This is a genomic window from Chryseobacterium sp. JV558, assembly GCF_033712365.1.
Taxonomy (GTDB): domain Bacteria; phylum Bacteroidota; class Bacteroidia; order Flavobacteriales; family Weeksellaceae; genus Chryseobacterium.
This window is the reverse complement of sequence record NZ_WJHU01000001.1, coordinates 318,079-337,906: the sequence shown is the minus strand read 5'-3', so window position 1 is coordinate 337,906 and position 19,828 is coordinate 318,079. Positions and strand designations below refer to the sequence as shown.

General features: G+C 36.3%; 16 protein-coding genes. 9 read left to right on the top strand and 7 right to left on the bottom strand.

Features of this window, described 5'->3' with window-relative positions:
* Window positions 1-3 precede the first annotated feature (3 nt).
* From yaaA to GFU89_RS01545, 6 genes are all read left to right on the top strand, one after another.
* Complete coding sequence (gene yaaA / locus GFU89_RS01570) at window positions 4-762, top strand: peroxide stress protein YaaA (protein WP_318845466.1); 759 nt, start codon at window positions 4-6, stop codon at window positions 760-762.
* Window positions 763-1,611, top strand: a complete 849-nt coding sequence (prmC, locus tag GFU89_RS01565; protein ID WP_318845465.1) for a peptide chain release factor N(5)-glutamine methyltransferase — start codon at window positions 763-765, stop codon at window positions 1,609-1,611.
* A gap of 27 nt (window positions 1,612-1,638) precedes the next feature.
* Window positions 1,639-2,661, top strand: coding sequence for a serine hydrolase domain-containing protein (locus GFU89_RS01560; protein WP_318845464.1), 1,023 nt, complete (start codon window positions 1,639-1,641; stop codon window positions 2,659-2,661).
* A gap of 5 nt (window positions 2,662-2,666) precedes the next feature.
* A complete protein-coding gene (locus GFU89_RS01555) occupies window positions 2,667-3,026 on the top strand; it encodes a DUF4180 domain-containing protein (RefSeq protein ID WP_318845463.1) in 360 nt (119 codons plus the stop codon).
* A 546-nt stretch (window positions 3,027-3,572) separates the two neighbouring features.
* On the top strand, window positions 3,573-4,145 hold the full coding sequence (locus GFU89_RS01550) for a hypothetical protein (RefSeq protein WP_318845462.1): 573 nt from the start codon (window positions 3,573-3,575) through the stop codon (window positions 4,143-4,145).
* Between the two features lie 6 nt (window positions 4,146-4,151).
* Window positions 4,152-5,684: a lectin-like domain-containing protein gene (locus tag GFU89_RS01545; protein ID WP_318845461.1), complete on the top strand. Its 1,533-nt coding sequence runs from the start codon at window positions 4,152-4,154 to the stop codon at window positions 5,682-5,684.
* 55 nt (window positions 5,685-5,739) lie between these two features.
* On the opposite strand, the gene GFU89_RS01540 is transcribed toward GFU89_RS01545, so the two are convergent.
* The 7 genes from GFU89_RS01540 to GFU89_RS01510 all read right to left on the bottom strand — a co-directional run bounded on the left by GFU89_RS01540 (window position 5,740) and on the right by GFU89_RS01510 (window position 14,509).
* A complete protein-coding gene (locus tag GFU89_RS01540; protein ID WP_318845460.1) occupies window positions 5,740-6,711 on the bottom strand; it encodes an NAD-dependent epimerase/dehydratase family protein in 972 nt (323 codons plus the stop codon).
* Entirely contained in the window at window positions 6,708-7,493 is a 786-nt protein-coding gene (locus tag GFU89_RS01535) for an SDR family NAD(P)-dependent oxidoreductase (RefSeq protein WP_318845459.1), read from the bottom strand. The genes GFU89_RS01540 and GFU89_RS01535 overlap by 4 nt, the downstream gene beginning before the upstream one ends.
* A gap of 160 nt (window positions 7,494-7,653) precedes the next feature.
* Window positions 7,654-8,742 (bottom strand): helix-turn-helix domain-containing protein, encoded by a 1,089-nt coding sequence (locus tag GFU89_RS01530; protein ID WP_318845458.1) that lies wholly within the window; start codon window positions 8,740-8,742, stop codon window positions 7,654-7,656.
* Window positions 8,743-8,773: 31 nt separating this feature from the next.
* Window positions 8,774-9,415, bottom strand: coding sequence for a rhomboid family intramembrane serine protease (locus GFU89_RS01525; protein ID WP_318845457.1), 642 nt, complete (start codon window positions 9,413-9,415; stop codon window positions 8,774-8,776).
* Between the two features lie 41 nt (window positions 9,416-9,456).
* On the bottom strand, window positions 9,457-12,048 hold the full coding sequence (locus tag GFU89_RS01520; protein WP_318845456.1) for a DNA gyrase/topoisomerase IV subunit A: 2,592 nt from the start codon (window positions 12,046-12,048) through the stop codon (window positions 9,457-9,459).
* Between the two features lie 7 nt (window positions 12,049-12,055).
* Window positions 12,056-12,532, bottom strand: a complete 477-nt coding sequence (locus GFU89_RS01515; RefSeq protein WP_318845455.1) for a hypothetical protein — start codon at window positions 12,530-12,532, stop codon at window positions 12,056-12,058.
* 90 nt (window positions 12,533-12,622) lie between these two features.
* A complete protein-coding gene (locus GFU89_RS01510; protein WP_318845454.1) occupies window positions 12,623-14,509 on the bottom strand; it encodes a DNA topoisomerase IV subunit B in 1,887 nt (628 codons plus the stop codon).
* Window positions 14,510-14,728: 219 nt separating this feature from the next.
* Between GFU89_RS01510 and GFU89_RS01505 the strand changes: the two genes are divergently transcribed.
* The 3 genes from GFU89_RS01505 to GFU89_RS01495 all read left to right on the top strand — a co-directional run bounded on the left by GFU89_RS01505 (window position 14,729) and on the right by GFU89_RS01495 (window position 19,714).
* On the top strand, window positions 14,729-17,587 hold the full coding sequence (locus tag GFU89_RS01505) for a histidine kinase (RefSeq protein ID WP_318845453.1): 2,859 nt from the start codon (window positions 14,729-14,731) through the stop codon (window positions 17,585-17,587).
* The gene (locus tag GFU89_RS01500) at window positions 17,556-18,281 is read left to right on the top strand and encodes a LytTR family DNA-binding domain-containing protein (protein ID WP_318845452.1); all 726 of its coding nucleotides are present in this window, start codon (window positions 17,556-17,558) and stop codon (window positions 18,279-18,281) included. Before GFU89_RS01505 ends, GFU89_RS01500 begins: the two co-directional genes overlap by 32 nt.
* Window positions 18,282-18,490: 209 nt before the next feature.
* The gene (locus GFU89_RS01495) at window positions 18,491-19,714 is read left to right on the top strand and encodes a T9SS type A sorting domain-containing protein (RefSeq protein WP_318845451.1); all 1,224 of its coding nucleotides are present in this window, start codon (window positions 18,491-18,493) and stop codon (window positions 19,712-19,714) included.
* Window positions 19,715-19,828 lie beyond the last annotated feature (114 nt).

The window sequence follows — 19,828 nt, the reverse complement described above, 5'->3', positions numbered from 1 at the left end:
ATTATGAAAATTATAACATCTCCTGCAAAATTAATGAACGTAGAAAACTCAACAGATCTGTTGAAATCTTCTACTCCAAGATTCATTGAAGACGCAGCATTTATACAATCTTATTTAAAAGAAAAATCTCCAAAATACCTTTCCGAGCTCATGGAAATATCACCTAAACTGGCTGATGAAAACTGGGAAAGAAATCAAAAATGGAAATCCAAACCTACCTCAAAAGAATCTGCTCCGGCAATGTTTGCTTTTACAGGGGAAGTCTACAGAGGATTGGACGCCAAGACTCTGGATAAAAGTGCAGTAGACTATCTGCAGAAAAACTACAGAATGCTTTCCGGGCTTTACGGTCTTCTGAAACCATCTGATAAAGTAATGCTTTACAGACTGGAAATGGGACGTCCTTTTGAGTTTGAACAATACAAAAATCTGTATGGGTTCTGGAGAGAAAAGATCACAGAACAATTGAATTCTGAAATGAAAAAAGGGGAAGTACTTCTTCACCTTGCCAGCAATGAATATGGGAAAGTAATCGACAGAAAAAAACTGAATCATACAGTGATCGATTTTGATTTTTATGAGTTAAAAGACGGAAAACTGAAAACCATTGTTGTATACACTAAGCATGCAAGAGGCCTTGTGGTAAGATTTTGTGCTGAAACGAATGCCAAAACACTGGAAGATGTAAAAGCGTTCAATTATGACGGTTACAGAATTGATGAAGAGAAGTCTACAGATACTAAACTGGTTTTTACAAGATAAATGACAATTTCAGCATTTAAAAAATATTTCAAAACAGAACTTTCCGATCTTTATACAGAGTCGGAAAGTGCGTTTTTATCCTCGTTGTTTATTCATCAAACAGTAGGTTTTGATCATTTTCAGCAAAGAAGATTTTCTGAGCAGGAGCTTCTGATAGATGATGAAGAAAAGCTTTCTCATTTGGTTTCAGAACTCAAAACAGGAAGGCCTTATCAGCAGATTCTTGGGGAAACTGAGTTTTATGGAATGAAATTCTTTGTGGATGAAAATGTACTGATTCCCCGCCCTGAAACGGAAGAGCTGCTGGAGATTGCTATCAGAGAAGTTCAACGTCTAAAGCTTAACGTTCAAGGGTTAAAGATTTTGGATATAGGAACTGGAAGTGGAGTGATTCCTTTGGTTTTAAAGACGCATTTTCCTAAAGCTGTAGTTTCATCAATAGACTTTTCTGAAAAAGCACTGAAAACGGCCCAAAGAAATGCAGATTATCATCAACTGGAAATTCAGTTTATCCATGCTGACTATCTGAATTTTGAGCCGGTTGAAAGCTATGATATCATTATTTCCAATCCTCCGTATATAGGTGTTGAGGAAGAGATTGAAATTGCAGACTCCGTAAAAGAATTTGAACCTAAAATGGCCCTTTTCTCTCCCACTAATGATGCTTTGATCTTTTACAAAAAAATAGCAGAAGATGCTAAAAAGTACCTAAATGAAGCCGGACTTTTGTTCTTAGAAATCAATCAGAAATTAGGTCCTGAAACCCTGGAACTGTATCAATATTTCTCTAACGCTCAATTATTGAAGGATTTATCTGAAAATGACAGGTTTATTTATGGAAGAAAATAATTAATTTTGCTTCCAGACGTCTAACCTATGAAAACTTTAACATGGAACACCTTCATTGGTATTTCTCTGATTTTACAACTAATATCTTGTAAACAGCATCCTGAGGATGTTGTGAATGCGTACTATAAGAAAGGAGAATTCAACGGCTCTGTTCTGATCGTAAAAAACGGCCGCATTGTATGTGATACAGCTTTGGGCTTCCGTACTATTGAAAAAGGACTCCGATCAAATAAAAACACCTCTTTTTATATTGCCTCTCTCAGCAAACCTTTTACGGCTGCTGCAATTATGATTTTAGAACAAAAAGGGTTGTTGAAACTGGATGATAAGGCATCTCAATTCATTAAGCTTCCTGAATATGCTAACAGTATCACAATCAGGCAGCTTTTGCACCATACATCAGGAATCAGGGATTATGAGAATTTATTTTCGAAAAAAGGATTGACCAATAAGGAAGTGATTGACTGGCTGTTTAGCCTTAAAAATCTTGATTTTGTTCCTGACAGTAAGTTTAGATACAGCAACAGCGGATATATTATTCTTTCTCAGATTATTGAAAAAGTTTCCGGGAAATCTTATCGAACCATAATCAATGAGCAGATCATCACGCCTTTGAAGATGAAAAATACCTATGTGTATGAGCGTTCTACAATTATTCAAAATAAAGCATTGGGTTATAATCAGCAGAAGAAACCTGATGATTATTCCATCTTAACAACTGGTGATGGTGGAATCTACTCTACTCCCGGAGATCTGTATAAATTTGATCAGGCTTTGCGGAATTATACTTTGATCAGTAAAGAAAATACAGCGCTTATGTATACTCCTGCAAAACTCTCCGGCGGTCAGATTTCAAACTATGGATTTGCCTGGTTTATAGAAAATGAAAAGGGTGAAAAAACTGCAATGCATACAGGGGGTTTGAATGGTTTCAAAGCTTTATTCTGGAGAGATCTGGAGCATAACAGCTGTATTATAGCACTTACTAATCAGGGAGATGCATTCCCTTTAGGTAACTTTTTAAATGACATCAAAAAAACAATTCAATAAAGAAGATGACTATTCAATCTCACGAAATTAATACGATAAAAATTGCAGAAGTTATCTCTGATCACATGATCATCCAATCTGCACAGGATGGGCTGGATCTCATGGGAAATATCTATTATCAGGGTTTTGACAAAGTCATTCTTTATGAAAAAAACATCACTCCTGAATTCTTCGATTTAAAAACAAAAATTGCAGGTGAAATTCTTCAGAAATTCTCAAATTATCGTATAGGACTGGCTATTGTAGGTAATTTTGACCAATATGACAGTAAGAGCCTGAAAGACTTTATTTTCGAAAGCAACAAAACAAAACACGTGAATTTTCTCAAATCCCTGGAAGATGCGTTGGATAATTTATCAAAATAGATTCTTTTGAGACAATTCGCTCAAAACATACAACTTATCAGATTTTTAAGGATCAATTTTTTTTATAATACCGCGTATTTCAAAAAATACAATGATTTGAATATTAAAAATAATCTATTTATTTTGCTATGTTAGTGAAAATTTAAATCAATAATCGATAATTTAACTAACAAATAAAGTTAAATTAAATTTAATCTACTGAAAACCAAATATTAAGTAGATTATTCGTATGTTTGCAAAAACACAAAGGATTATGAATTTTACTATTCTAAAGGCTTATATTTTATATAATAGGGCCACTTAACTCAATTCTCTTTTTGACTCTTTCAGATAAGACATAGATGTTTCTATGACGCATTCTTGTTGTATCTGTTACGTTGGAACCTAAAGTCTCCTTATACTATTGTATTGGTATAATTCATGGTTTGAATGAATTAAAGACGTATTGATTCCAATATGAATTAAGCTGGCAGGAAAGTATTTTTCATAAAAAAACACAACACAAAAAAACATATAATACACAGATAAAAAATTATTAAAGACATCATGATTAAAAAATTATTTCTACCAATCGTTTTAGTAAGTTCGTTTACATTTGCCCAGATAGGGATTAACACACCCCAACCTGATCAAAGTGCAATTCTGGATGTTTACAGCCCTAATAAAGGGATGCTGATCCCAAGGCTTACTACTGCAAAAAGAGATGCCATTGTCAATCCGGCTACCTCACTTCTTATTTATGATACAGATAAAAAATGTTTAAGCCAGAACATTGGAATACCTACCAAACCAGATTGGTTATGTATCAGTAATAACGCTGTAAAAATGTTTTACATGCCTAGTGTTTCTTTTGATACTTCCACCAACGCAACCGGCAGAACTAAAGATTTATATACGTTGTATAAAACACAGTTCGGGTCTCCAAAGGCGAAAAGTACCAGTGCTCCTGCCTCTATTCCTTTTTTCCCGTCAAGCAAAGACCTTTATTATTATGTAACAGATGCTGATCCTAATGTATTCAGTAATATTTCTATTTCTGATGACGGGGTAATGACCTATGACGTAAAAGCAGCTGCAACAGACTGTTCTTTTATTAATATTGTTTTTGTTGTTAAATAATGAGTTATGATAAAAAGTACTCGAATTAGCAGAAACAAAAGGCTTTTGTTTATTTTTTCATCGTTTATTTTCTCCCAAGGTATTCAGGCACAGAATCAGCAGGGAACGGGATATCCGTATTTTGTCAACTTTACACAGGGTTTACAGCCTCAGGAAGCTTATAAAGTAGCAACCAGCGGAGTTCAGAATGATGCCACCTTTACCACAGACGGATTGCGTCTTACCCGAAGTGTGAATAATATTTCCGGAGGTATAATACTTGCTGATAAAATATTCAACAGTGACCAGGGAATTAAGTTTGAATTTGAATTTGCCATTTATGGAGGAAATGCTAACGGAGGAGATGGTATTTCCATATTCTTAGTAGATGGATCTATTCCTAAAAGTCAGCTTAATCTTGGATACTTTGGGGGTGGATTAGGATATAGTTTTGTACGTGGAGGAGAGTCTACGGAAGGACTGAGAGGTGCCTATCTTGGAATAGGGCTGGATGAATTTGGAAATTTTAAAACAAGCTTTAACCAAGGTGAGAGAGTCAGAAACGGAATTTTTGGCGTAACCTTAGCTGATGGACGAAGCAATGTTTCTTTAAGAGGTAAACGTGGAAATCAATATCTGTCGTCATCTGAACCTGCGGGATACAATGGCTACCCATTACTTTACAGCACAGCTACCAATGCATCCCCTTCCAGCAACAACCGATCTGCTTATCTGGACACCCAGACAGGAAAATTCATTGGCATAAAAAATACGAATCTTCAACAGTTTAGTATTGAAAGCGGTGGAACCACTATTCCTCAGAATGAAAATGACATCAGATTCCGTAAAGCCTATGTTACATTGATTCCCAATCCTTCCGGGGGTTACAATATAACACTGGAAATACAACACGGGAATGTGAAAGAAACAGTGATTGATAATTATTATTATCCAACATCCCTGAAATATACAGAGACTACAATATCCAACAGTACAGTAAGAAACCTGGACACTTCACCTCCTGCTACTTTCAGAATTGGTTTTGCGGCTTCTACCGGAGCTGCTAAAAATATACATTTATTAAAAAATCTAGGAGTAACCAGACCTTATGCTGCGGAAGTAACGGATGATCTGTTTGCAGGATGTCCAGGTATAAAATCGACATATTCTCCATTACTTAATGATGCGGCCTATAGCGGTCAGAATCCGAGAACGCTTTCTTATAATAATCTGGATTTTAATTCATTCCGTTTTTTAGATATCAACGGTAGTGTAATCCCGAATATTGTAAATGGCACCTATACAAGCAATGAGGGTACATGGGTATATTCTTATTCTACAGGAAGACTTTCTTTCAAGCCCGCAACCGGATTTACCGGAATCGCGCAAATCAAATATGATATTAAAGGTGGAGGAAGCAATGGTACTGAAGCCCCTTACAATCTTGAAGAATACAGATCAATGCCCGCGTTGATACAGGTTAATGTTTCAAGTTCAAACAACTGCAGTAAAGCCTGTGTGATTTCTAATAAAAATGTCACTCAGAAAATAACAAGATAATTTGAAAACCAGCTCCTAAAAAGCTGGTTTTTTTTATTATTTACAGTAATGAGAATCAATATTTATCATTTTGATCAAAATACTGAACTGCATCTTCTATCGCTTTATCCACAGATTGGTAATGAAGTCCCAATTCATTTACTGATTTCTGATTAGAATAATAATTACAGATCTGCAGTGCTTTCATATTGGAAATACTGAGGTTTGTTTTTATCTTTAATTTTCTTAATCCCTCTCCTATCAATCCCAGGAAGCTCAAAACCTTATTTGGAATAGCTATCATAGCTGGATTTTGATGGGTAATCCGGTTTATTTTCTTGAAAAATTCCTTGTAGCTCAGATTTTCGTTGGCTAAAAGGTATTTTTCACCATTCCTACCCTTTTCAATTGCATGTAATACTCCGTTGGCTGCGTCTTCTGCGTGTATGAAGTTCTTCCCTCCTTTCGGGTAGAAAACCAGTTTCTTTTTCCAGACCCAGAAGATGATTTTCCCGGAACTCGGTTTGCTGTCATAGGCTCCAATCATAAAAGTAGGATTTACAATAACCACTTCTGTATTTTTACGATTCTTTAAAAGGTAGTCTTCAGCTTCCAGCTTACTTTGAGCATACATTGAATGGGTAAAAGGATAAAGCTGCGGCGATTTTTCATTTCCCCGGAACGCTGTATTTCCATACCCTAAGGTATTTGCTGTGCTTACAAACAAAAACTTTTTTACATTCATTAATTCTGCATGGGTAAACAGATTTACGGTTGTTTGATAATTCACTTTTCGATATTCATCATAATTTATGAGATTCTGCCGTGTTTCCGCGGCAATATGAATGATGCAGTCTATTTCTTTAAGCAATAACGAAAGATCGGAGGAAAGATCTGCTTCCACAAGTTTCAGATTTTCGTTCTCTTCACCCAGCCAGCTGCTTTTCTTGCGCACCAGAGCAATAACAGAATAACCATTTTGTAATAATTTAATAATAACATTAGTTCCCAGAAGCCCTGTCGCTCCGGTTACACATACTTTTTTCATGCTTCGATCTCTCTTTTTATAGCCTGAGTCATTAAAGGAAGTTTGATCCATATGGGTAAAATTTTCATCATCAGCCAGCTGATTGGGTTCACCATAATTACGGAATCTTTTTTAAACAATTGACGAATGCAGTATGATGCTACTTTATCAGGATTTAAAAGGGTCAATCTACCTATGAGACCTTGCTTTTCTATCCTTTTACAGACATCCGTATTGGTTTTCATAGCTCCTGGATTCACCACACTTACAAAGACATTAGTATCTTTCAGTTCTTCATGCAGGCCTCTTGAAAATGAATGGATAAAGCTTTTGGACGCAGGATATACGGTTTTAAAACCTATGGGAGAAAAGGCGGCCATACTGGAGACATTCAAAATATAGGCTTTGGGCTGTTTTAAAAGGTTGGGAAGCAACTGATGGGTAATCAATGAAGTGGCCGTTACATTCACCTGCAAAATGGTATTGATATAATCCGGAGAGGCTTCTGTGAATTTTTTGGTTCCTCCCAATCCTGCATTGTTGATCAGGATATGAATATCAAAAGAACGGTTAAGCCATTCTGTAAGCTTCATAACATTGTCATTGATGGAAAGATCTGTTTCATAGTAATTAACTTTTACATCATACAACTCCTGAAGTTCCTCAGAAAACTCTTTGAGATTCTGATCCGGAAGACTTACAAGCACGAGATTGATCTTTTTCTTTGCCAGATTTTCAGCGAATGATTTGCCAAGTCCCTGGCTTGCTCCTGTGACGACAGCGTATGACTCTTTGGTATCCATAACGTTTAAATTTTATGGTACAAAGCTATTGTGAAAAGAGGGCTTGAATGTTCCGGATTATCTGAACGAACTGATTTTCAATCAAGAAAGATTAAAAAATTAAATAATTAAAAATCAACACCTTAACTCAATAAAAAAGTAAAACTTTATAAACCGGAACTTATTTTTTGAACTCAGAAGGAGTTTGTCCTGTCACTTTTTTAAAGGTAGTATTAAAAGACGTCTTGGAATTGAATCCTGATTCGTAGGCAATCCCCAGAATTGATAATTTACTGTCTGATTCCTTCAAGAGTTTTTGGGCATATTCTACCCGGAATTCGTTTACATATTGGAAGAAATTCTTTCCAAAGCCTGTGTTGATGACATAAGACAGATGATGGGTAGAAACAGACAGCATTTCAGCCAGCCTGATCAGGTTAAGTTCACTGTCAAGATAAGGTTTCTGCATTTCCATAAGTCTTTCAAGTGAAGTTTTAATCTTTACCAGTTCTTCATCAGAGATCAGTTTTCTCTTTATTTCTTCCGAATCAGAATCTTCATTGATGGAAATCAGTTCTTCTCTCTGTTTTTCTTCTAAAGGATAAATTTCCCTCTGTTTCAGAGAATAATATCCCACCCAGTAGATGACAAGTAAAAAAACCGTATTGATAAAGAAATTCAGTGATTTGGGATCGTAAAACAGATTGTAAATCACATAGATGATATTCACAATAAGAAGTACCAGAATGATATATTCCAGCCAATTGAGATTAATCCCTTCAGTATTGGAAGAAAACTGCTGTATTTTTCTTTGGTGTTTTCTGATGGTAATATAAGATAGTCCGGTATAGAACAGCGCCTGAATCAGGATCAAAATGACACTCAGATATTCAAACGGTTTCTCATATCCTAGTTTTACCAAGACAAGACACAGTAGAAAGGCTACGGGAAGTAACAGGAATTTAAGATCCCTGATTCTAAAGGTAAAAGAAGGGTTGGTATAAAACAGCACACTAAAGTAAAAAACAATAGGCGTGAAAAACTGAATACATCTGACAAAAAACAGAGAATGAACCTCAACCGTCGAGTCTGTGATGAGAAACAAAACCTCATCCAGCCAGAAGGTAGACCACAGAAACAGAAATACTCCAAACCAGAAATTGGCTTTATGATTTACCTGTAAAGGGTTGGCTAGCTTCAGCAGAGAAAGCAAAACCAATGAACCATAGATAAGTATCACGATGAAACTGTTTAACTCTGATGTGTTCATTGGTCTTGATATTTTAATTAAAAATAGTCTTTTATCCTATTCGTTTCCTTACAAAAATTTCATATCCGAGATAAATTAACGGAAGCGACATGATTCCTAAGAAAAGGATATTACTCATAGCCAGCTGCGGATGCATAACAATAGAGTAAACGAGTCCGAAAAAGGCGCCTCCAAGGTGGGCTGCATGTCCCAGATTATCCCATTGCTTAGGATTCAGCATCATATATACAGAGTATCCGAAATACAATGTTCCAAATAGCCATCCTGGCAGGAAGTTGACACTGATCTCATTCGGTGCCATGGCTATGGAAGCAAAAATGATTCCCGAAACCGCTCCTGATGCTCCGATAGCAGAATACCAGGGTTGATTTTTATAAATCTGTAAACTGAATAAATTCCCTAAAATCATTGATCCAAAATAAAGAATCAAAAATCCTATTTCACCAAAAAAGCTAATAACGACTCCCTGGAAAAAATACAGGGAAAGCATATTGAAAAATAAGTGCATAAAGTCTGCATGTAAAAACGCAGAACTGATAAGCCTTACATATTCTTTACGGTTCTTAATGGCTCCAACATTGAATTTGTATTTTTCAAATAATGCTGTATTATTGAATCCCATGTAACTAAAAATACATGTAACCGCCATGATAATTAAAACAACTATATTCATCGTATGTTTCTTATGTTATACTTAAACAGACATTTTACAGTCTATTCATTTTCGTTATTCCCATCCTCTTGAAAGAGATCTCCTATAATTCCTCCGTCTTCATCTGTATCTCCTGTGGGTTCCGGTTCTTCATAGACTTCCGGTTCTTCTTCTACAGGCTCAGGAATGTTAATATTGATTGCTTTTACTTTAAACTTGGTAAACTGGTTTCCGATTGCCTTTATTCCTTTTATAGCAATAAATTCATCAATATTTATTGTTTCGGCATCACGTTCTTTCCCTTTATCTTTCGCGAAAACTATTTCTGCAGTCACGTCATTGGCAACAATTACATTTTCAATGAATGATTTCGGGTGTTCAGACGGCATGAAAGTCTGTACATTGACCGTATTTTCCAATAAGAATCTCTTGATGAAGTAAATATCTTTTTCACCATCATAATAAATGCAGGTAATAGGCTGTGCAGGCCTCCATTTTTCCAGCACCAGATATTCATCGTCAAAACGGTTACCCAGATCAAAAGACACCAGCTTTACTTCACCGTTGGTATTAATTGTAAGAATCTTATCATCTCCTTTGAAGCTTCCCAGTAAAGTTCCTCTTACATCTGCATTCAGTCTTCTTACCGTATCATCAAACCAGATTTTTCTAGGCGCCAGAGTGGAAACTCCTTCTTCCTTCATATCCACTTTCTTTACGGCATATTTTGTCACCAGATTTCCTTTGGAATCACGCCCTTTGATGGCAAGTTCGGAGAAATTGATCTCCATTTTATTCTTTCTGATCCTGGGATTTGGTTTTAAAAGGACTGTTACTGTTTCTGCTTCACCATTTGGGTTAGCTGAAAAATACAACGTTTCTGAGCCTTTTTTATCTGAAGCTAACGGATAATCTGTATTTCTTGTCACTCCGGTTACAGAGAAACGTTTCATATAATATGGCCCTTCTCTTCCCTCGCGGTAGATCATATTATACACCGTTCTTTTATCATTTTTCTTCCATATGGCAACATGCAGAATGTCTTTTCCAACAAATGTTTTAGCCTCTACTTTTACCACTTTCATGCTTCCGTCTTTTCTGAAAATGATGATATCATCAATGTCAGAACAGTCGAAAAGATATTGGTCTTTCTTCAGAGATGTTCCAATAAAGCCTTCTTCAAAATTGGCATAGAACTTTTCATTAGCTACCGCTACTTTTGTAGCATCAATGGTATCAAAGATTCTAAGTTCTGTCTTTCTCTGTTTGTCTTTCCCGTACTTTTTCTGAATATTTAAATAATAATCAATAGCATAAGCAATAAGGTTGGCTAAGTGAAATTTCACCTGCTCTATTTTACCTTCCAGCGCTGCAATATTTTCTTTAAATTTATCTAAATCAAATCTTGAAATTCTCTTGATTCTGATCTCGGTCAGCTTTAAGATATCTTCTTCAGTTACGGCTCTTAAAAGATGTTTGGTATGCGGTTTCAATCCTGCATCAATGGTTTTTAGCACATCTTCCCAGGTTTTCACCTCTTCAATATCGTGATAGATTCTATTTTCAATAAAAATTCTTTCCAGTGAAGAGAAATGCCAGCTTTCCTGAAGTTCGTGAAGTTCAATCTCTAGTTCCTTCTTCAATAATGACACGGTATGGTCCGTATTCATTTTCAGAATATCGGAAACATTCATGAACATAGGTTTATCTCCTACGATCACACAGGCATTCGGTGAGATGGTCACCTGACAGTCTGTGAATGCATACAGGGCATCAATTGTCTTATCCGGAGAGACATCGTTATGAATATGGATCAGGATTTCTACTTTATCTGAAGTATTATCCTCAATCTTTTTAATTTTGATTTTCCCTTTCTCATTGGCTTTTAAGATAGAGTCAATAAGGTCAGTAGTTGTTTTTGAGTAAGGAAGTTCGGAAATCACCAATGTGTGTTTATCCGTCTGGGTAATTTTTGCCCTAGCCCTTACTTTTCCTCCTCTGTGGCCGTCATTATACTCGGAAACATCCAGATAACCGGCTGTTAAAAAGTCCGGATACAGTTCAAATCTCTTCCCTTTCAAATAAGCTACCGATGCGTTGATAAGCTCATTGAAGTTATGTGGAAGTATTTTTGTAGAAAGCCCTACCCCAATACCTTCTACTCCCTGAGCAAGAAGCAAAGGGAATTTTACCGGCAGGTCAACAGGCTCATTATTTCTTCCGTCGTAAGATTTGGTCCATTCTGTAGTTTTAGGATTAAAGACTACTTCCAGGGCAAAGGGTGTCAGCCTTGCTTCAATATACCTTGCTGCAGCTGCGGAGTCTCCTGTATAAATATTACCCCAGTTTCCCTGAGTATCTATCAGCAGTTCTTTCTGCCCTATCTGCACCATAGCATCTGTAATGGAAGCATCTCCGTGCGGGTGATATTTCATGGTATTTCCCACAACGTTCGCTACTTTATTGTAACGCCCGTCTTCCAGTTCCCGCATAGAGTGCATGATTCTTCGCTGAACGGGTTTTAAACCGTCATACACCGAAGGAATAGCTCTGTCCAAAATTACATAGGAAGCATAATCCAGAAACCAATCTTTGTACAGACCGGAAACCTTCTTTAAACTTTCACCCTCATGCGAATATTCTTCTGTCGTCATTTGTTTTTTAATCTTTTTTCTCTTTATTAGCTTTCACTACTTTGTTCAGAGAGAGTTTTAAATCATTTACTTCTCTTCTGTTCAAATAAGAGATCTGATACTTCAGTATGGTAGATCCGTTATTCTTACTTGAAACAGTGATGTATAATCTTTTGATAAATAAAATCCTGACTACATCATATTTTACCAGCTTATATTTTGGAAATTCATCGTGAAGAGGCTTGTCTAAAAAAGGAATAATATTCCTGTTTTTAAAGTTCAGGGCTTCTCCATCGCTGTCATATTCAAAAATCTGCCTTCCGCAAATATAAAAGATAATCAGCATTACAATGGGAACAATAATCAGTAAATAACTTTCATCTTCCAGCGCATTAAATCTATATTTATTAGCCATAAATACAATGACTCCAAGTACCATTATCATAAGAAGGAGGGTGCTTAAAGAGTTATAAACTGATGCTTTATTACGGTTACTTAGTCTCATTTCTTTTTTTGTTGTAAGTTTCCTAATTTCTTACCTCAAAATGTGTTTTTTTATCAATATCTGTGTTGGTCCCGCAAACGGGTATAAGGGCTAATTTTCTACTTCATCCAGGATTTCTTTTTTAGCAATATCAGTATCATCTTCCACAACAAGGTTTTCAAGGATGAAAGTTTGTCTGTCCGGAGTATTTTTTCCCATGTAAAACTCCAGAAGCTGTTCAATAGTCTGATCTTTCCCTAACACTACAGGTTCCAATCTGATATCTTTACCGATAAAATGCTTGAATTCATCCGGCGAAATTTCTCCTAATCCTTTGAATCGTGTGATTTCAGGATTTTTCCCCAGATCATTTAATGCTTTTACTCTTTCGGCTTCTGAATAACAATATCTAGTTTCTTTCTTGTTTCTCACCCTGAACAAAGGGGTCTGAAGAATATAAAGGTGTCCGTTTTTAATCAGATCCGGGAAGAATTGCAGGAAGAAAGTAATCATCAATAAACGGATGTGCATTCCATCAACATCGGCATCGGTAGCAATAATCACCTGGTTGTATCTCAGGTCTTCCAAACTTTCTTCAATATTTAAAGCGGCCTGAAGAAGGTTAAATTCTTCATTTTCGTACACTACTTTCTTGGTAAGACCATAGCAGTTCAATGGTTTACCTTTCAGTGAGAATACGGCTTGTGTTTCTACATCTCTGGATTTTGTGATAGACCCTGATGCAGAATCTCCCTCGGTAATGAAGATTTGGGTATCTCCTTTTCTCTCGGCCTTCTGATCGTTATAATGCTGTCTGCAGTCACGAAGTTTTTTGTTGTGAAGAGACACTTTTTTAGCTCTTTCTCTAGCCAGTTTCTGGATTCCGGAAAGTTCTTTTCTTTCTCTCTCGGAAATCAAAATTTTTCTTTGAATGGCTTCCGCAATTTCCGGATTCTTGTGTAAGAAGTTATCCAGTTTGCTTTTTAGAAAATCAATGATGAATGTTCTTACCGTAGGTCCGTTTGGTCCCATATCATTAGACCCTAACTTTGTTTTGGTCTGGGATTCGAAAACAGGTTCTTCTACATTGATTGAGATAGCAGCAATGATAGACTTTCTGATATCAGAAGCCTCAAAACTTTTATTAAAAAACTCACGAATCGTCTTTACATAAGCTTCACGAAATGCATTAAGGTGGGTTCCTCCTTGTGTGGTATTCTGTCCGTTTACGAATGAGAAGTAGGTTTCCATCTGAGATTTGTCGGTATGGGTGATGGCCACCTCAATATCTTCATCTTTCAAATGAACAATAGGATAAAGAGTCTCACTTTCCAGTTCTTCTTCAAGGAGATCTTTAAGACCATTTTCAGAGAAATAGGTTTCTCCGTTGAAAAGAATTTTCAGTCCCGGATTCAGGTATGCATAATTCCGGAGCATTCTTTCGATATACTCTTTTCTGTATTTGAAATGAAGGAAAATATCGCTATCCGGAACGAAGGAAATTTCAGTACCGTTTCTATCAGAAGTCTCCTTTTCTTCAAAGTTTTCTTTAATAAGCCCTTGGGAGAATTCTGCTGCTTTCATTTTCCCGTCACGGAAAGAACGTACTCTGAAATACTCAGAGAGTGCATTTACCGCTTTGGTACCTACCCCATTCAATCCTACAGATTTTTTGAACGCCTTACTGTCGTACTTACCTCCGGTATTCATTTTGGAAACAGCGTCTACTACTTTTCCCAACGGGATTCCACGTCCAAAGTCACGAACTGTAACTTTTCCGTCATCCACTTTTATTTCGATTCTTTTACCTGATCTCATCCTGAACTCATCAATGGAGTTATCCAGGATTTCTTTAAGCAGAATATAAATACCGTCATCAGCGGAAGACCCGTCACCAAGCTTCCCGATGTACATGCCGGGACGCAGACGGATATGTTCCTGCCAATCGAGGGTTCTGATATTATCTTCTGAATAGGTTGGATTTATTTCTTGTGACATATATGATTTCAGCAAACATACAAAAGTACAAAATTGTATAAAATTATCCGAATTTTTTAGTTTGTTTTTTTTAATATTTCCCTAAAAACATTGCTATATTATCAATCAAATTATATAATTTTCACAATTATTCTACTAAATGTGAAAAAAGTAATAACCTCTTGCATATTTTCATTCATTATACTTGCTGTTTCATTATGTAATGCTCAAATTCCGGGAATGGTACATTATAGTGAAGCAGACGGTCTCAACAGCTCATATACCTATGGACTCAGCCAGGATGAAGACGGATTTATTTATGTAGGAAGTGACAATGGTTTTTTCAGGTTTGACGGAACAGAATTCAAACAATTCGGAAGTAAAAACGGATTAAAAAACATTGAGATTCTGAATAGCTTCTCAATTCCTGGCAATGGAATGTTTATTATTTCTTTCCTTAATGATTTCGCCTATCTGAAGAAAGGTAAAATCATTAATTCAGACCGCAATCCGGAATTAAAAAAAATAAAATTTAATTATACTACACTCAGTCACATCAACGGAAACACACTCTATCTGTATGAGGGTGACAATCCCAAAAATATATTGGTTTACAAAAACGAAAAAATCACGACAATACCTCTTTTTCTCAATCAGAATACTTCGGATTCTTATTTTGCTTTCGACTTGAATATGGCCAACGGACTTCTTTACATTTCTGATAAAGATAAAAAGAAGAATATAGAAGTCTACAATATTTTCACCCGAAAAAAAACAGTCTGCAATATTTCGATCGAAAAAAATGCGATGGTAACAAGGAAAGGTGATTTTTTTATTGTAAAAAACGGGAGAACAATTGATGTATACAAAGTCAATCATCAGTTCCATTTTAAAAAAATTGCGTCCTATACAGCTTCCGAAAACATACACCGTCTGGCCTTTGATAAAAACTCCCGGATCTGGGCCTGTCTTGAAAATGGGGGCGTTCTTTATTTCAAGAATTCTTTCACGGAAGAAAAAGGCCTATCAGACCATGTTAGATTGATGGACGGCTACATTATCCATGATGTATTCGCTGATATGGACAACAATCTTTGGTTTTCTACCAGGAACAACGGTCTTTTTTTTATTTCGGACCTGTTTTTCAGAAATTACATTCATTTTCCTGTTAAGAACAATTCATCCCATATTACTGCTATTACTAAAAACGGAAACCGAATCTATCTCGGCTATAATAAAGGAAAAGGCGGCATCTATCATAACGGAGTCATCACTGATATTCATTTGGGAGGAAATTCACAAATGGAAAACAAAGCCGTTTTTTCTGATGGAAATACTATTATTTTCGGGCTTTCCAGAAATCCTCTCCTGTATAATACCATAACGGGAGAAAAGCAAATTCTACAAGGAAAGGTTATTAAAAATATGGTACCTTATACCTCAGGATCTGTACTTTTCTGTACTTTAGAAGGTCTTTTTGCCTATAATTATCATACAAAATCCTACAAACAGCTGATGATGGGTGACCGGATTTATACAGCATTACCCTATACCAAAGACAGCATCTTTGCCGGAACATTTAAAGACCTTTATAAGCTGAATACTGCTACACAAAAGAAAAAGCCGTTCCTGGAAGGGTATTATTTTACAGATATTAAAAAACTTAGTGATAATCTTTATGCAGGTGCAACCAATCTTAATGGAATCATCTTGTTTAAGAATTCCAGAGTAATCAAAAAAATTACGGAAAGCGATGGTCTCCCAACAAGACAGATCAAAAAAATAGAGACAGAGAATGAAAAAGTGTTCTGGGTGAGTACCAATTATGGTCTTAGCAGAATTGAATTTAAAGATAAAAAATTAAAAATCAATAATTTCACCCATATAGATGGTCTTCCCTCAAATGTTGTCGCCGGATGTATTATTTCCGGAGATACCGTCTATGCAGCCACATCGAAAGGACTGGGTATTCTTTCTGTTAAAAACCTCCTGAGCCAGCAGGAATCTATTCATAAAAAAGTAATCATTAATTCTGTAAAGATCGGGAATAAACATTTTTTTGATCTTGACATACCATTAACCGGTAAGACTCCGGACAACAGTTTAACCTTCAATGTAAGTTTTCCGGATTTTGCTTCACAGGGAAAGATAAACTATCAATATAAAGTTGAGGGACTAAGTGAAGACTGGCAAACCGGTAGTTCCCCGAATATTACTTTCAATTCGATTCCACCCGGAGATTATACTTTTAAAATTTTTGGGTTAGGATACAATGGAAGAAAGTCGGATGCTTCTACCGATCTGCATTTTGAGATAAAACCTGCATTCTGGCAAACATGGTGGTTTAAACTGCTTCTTATCTTCATTGGAGCAGCTGCATTATCTATACTCATCACATTTTATTTTCAGAAAAAGAGAAACAAAAAGCTGGAGACTTTATATTATGAAAAGAAAATTGCAGAGCTGGAACTTCAGGCCATTAAAGCACAAATCAACCCTCATTTTATTTATAACTGTCTCAATTCTATTCATTTTTTACTGTATAAAAAAGATTATAATGAAGCGGAGAACTATCTTGATACCTTTTCTGTAATGATCCGGAAAACCCTTCATTACTCAGAAAAAACTTTTATGCCCATCAAAGAAGAAGCAGAATATTTATCCTTATACCTGAATATGGAAAAACTGCGTCTGAAAGATCTTTTTGATTATAAAATCACCATTACTGAAAATGTAAATGACAGCTGGACCGTTCCTTCTCTTCTCATTCAGCCTTTTGTAGAGAATGCCATAAAACACGGTATAGCAAATCTTCAGGATAGAAAAGGAAATATAGAAGTGTTGTTTCAACATACCGGAACCGCTCTCTGTGTAACTATTGAAGACAACGGTACAGGCATTGGAAAGAAGAGCCATTCCAAAGCAGATTCTTTTGGCGTAAAATTATCTGAAAAGAGAATTGAAACATTCAGACAGCTTTTTGAGACTAATATCCTATTAGAAATAACCGATCTTCAGGAGAAAGAAAAAAGACCGGGAACCCAAATCACACTTTATATTACACCTTATGAAAACCAAAATACAGGCATGCATCATTGATGACGAACAGGATGGAAGAGATTATATTTCCCTGCTGCTGGAGAATGAATTTCCAGAAATAGAGAACACCCACCAGGCAGCCAGCGTTGAGGAAGCCTATATTTACCTTTCCAAAAACTCACCCGACATTCTTTTTCTGGACGTTCAGCTGAAAGATGGAACTGCATTTGATCTTCTGTCAAAATTCAGAGAAGTTGATTCAAAGATTATTTTTATTACCGCTTTTGAAAATTTTGCAATTCAGGCCATTAAAAACGGAGCTGCCGATTATCTTTTGAAGCCAATCAAAAAAATGGAATTCATTATTGCGGTGAATAAAGTTCTGGAAAGCATCAGGAAAAGTAAAAATACGACAAGTCTTCAGAACAATAAGATAAGCCTTCCGACACTGCAGGGTTTTAAACTCACAGACATCAACGAAATCATTCGCTGTGAAGCAGATTCCAGCTATACCACATTTTATTTCACAGACAAAACCAAGATCATTGTTTCCAAAACGCTCCACGAGTTTGAGGAACAGCTTTCAAAATACAGTTTTTTCAGAATCCATCATAAGCATCTTATCAACCTGTCTCATCTTAAAGAATACATCAAAGGGAAAGGCGGCCAGGTAGTAATGGCTGATCATTCTGTACTGGATGTTTCTGTCCGCAAAAAAAATGATTTCCTTCACAGGATAGGATATCTTGATTAAAAAAAATCACTACCACCAGATCGAGAACCCACTATTATTATCTAACTACAATTAAAAGCAACTCACCAACACTTATTAGGATAACAAATACACTTATCAACCGGTATTACCGAATGTTTTACTATCATAATATCTTTACCAGAAGTCAATCACAAAATTTAATTCTAAAGTTTTTGTTGATTTTTGATTTATAAAATCAATACTGTATTATGATAAAAGCATACATTTTTACCATCTGCATTTTCCTGGGTGGTCTGCTTTTCAAAGCACAAGCACCCTGCTCAGACTTTGATTCTCCTACCATTCCGGCTGGAAACTGGGTTCCTGCTCCTTATCCTAATGGCAATGTAACCATTTCAAGTGGCACACCCAATACTTTAGACGGTTCTCAGTTTCTTAAACTAATTGATGATTCCGGAGGTTCAAGGCTCATTAATACAATAGATTTTAAAAATCTGGGTCAGCGGTTTCCCGGACAATGCTTATTTTTTGATTTCTATCTTGAAAATGATGGAACTTTTAACGGATCTCCGCCCATACACCCAGCCATTCATATCATGTCAGGCAGCAAAATAATTACTTTTGTTGCCAATATCACCGTAACAGAAGGAAGCGGATGGGTACGCGTACGTGCTCCTATTACCAACTGTAGCGGCTCTGTTCTCCCATCCAATTCTGAGGGAACCTGGACTATGGATCCCAGCAGTGGTACAACCTGTACAGACTTCAACAATATCATCAATAATTCAACTGCGGTAATGGTTACTCCTGATTATACATCAAACCCTTCTGAAATAGTGTGGTATGACAACATCTGTGTAAAACCATGTGCTGATTGTGACCCTAATTTCAAACTTGAAACCTCCTTCAGCTCTACAAGTAATACAGCAACAGCGAAAGTATTTTTAAACAGCTATAATCCTCCCAATAATTATTCTGTAAACTGGGGTGACGGCACACCGCTTACTGATCACATGACTTCACACACCTATAATACTCCCGGTTCCTACACGGTATGTGTTATTCAATCCGACAGCAAAGGTTTAAAAAAATGCAGTACCTGCATTACATTTTGTTATTCAAGAAAAGTTATTTTAAAAGAGACTGATAATACAGGTCTTCGCAGTAAACTTCCGGACCTGGATGCTATTTCGAAAGAGGAGCTTCAGACGAACAGAAAAAGAGATATTTCGTTGGTTCCGAATCCTGCCAAAAACTATGTGGACGTACAAACATTTCTTTTAAAAAAGGAAACGGCAGCTGCACGAATTATTGACAGTTCAGGAAAAACGGTATTCGAAAAATCTGAGAATCTTGGTGCTGGACGCCAGAGTATCAGATTAAATACTGAGAATCTGATCCAGGGAACTTATATTGTGGAACTTATATCTGAAGGAAAAACCGGTTCCCAAAAACTACTGATTTCCAAATAAACAGTATAGCAAGCAATAATCAAAAAGCCGTCTCAAAAGTCAAGTCATTTAACTTTTGAGGCGGCTTCTTTAACCTTCCAATCACTAACATCAATATCTGTGAAAGATAAATAG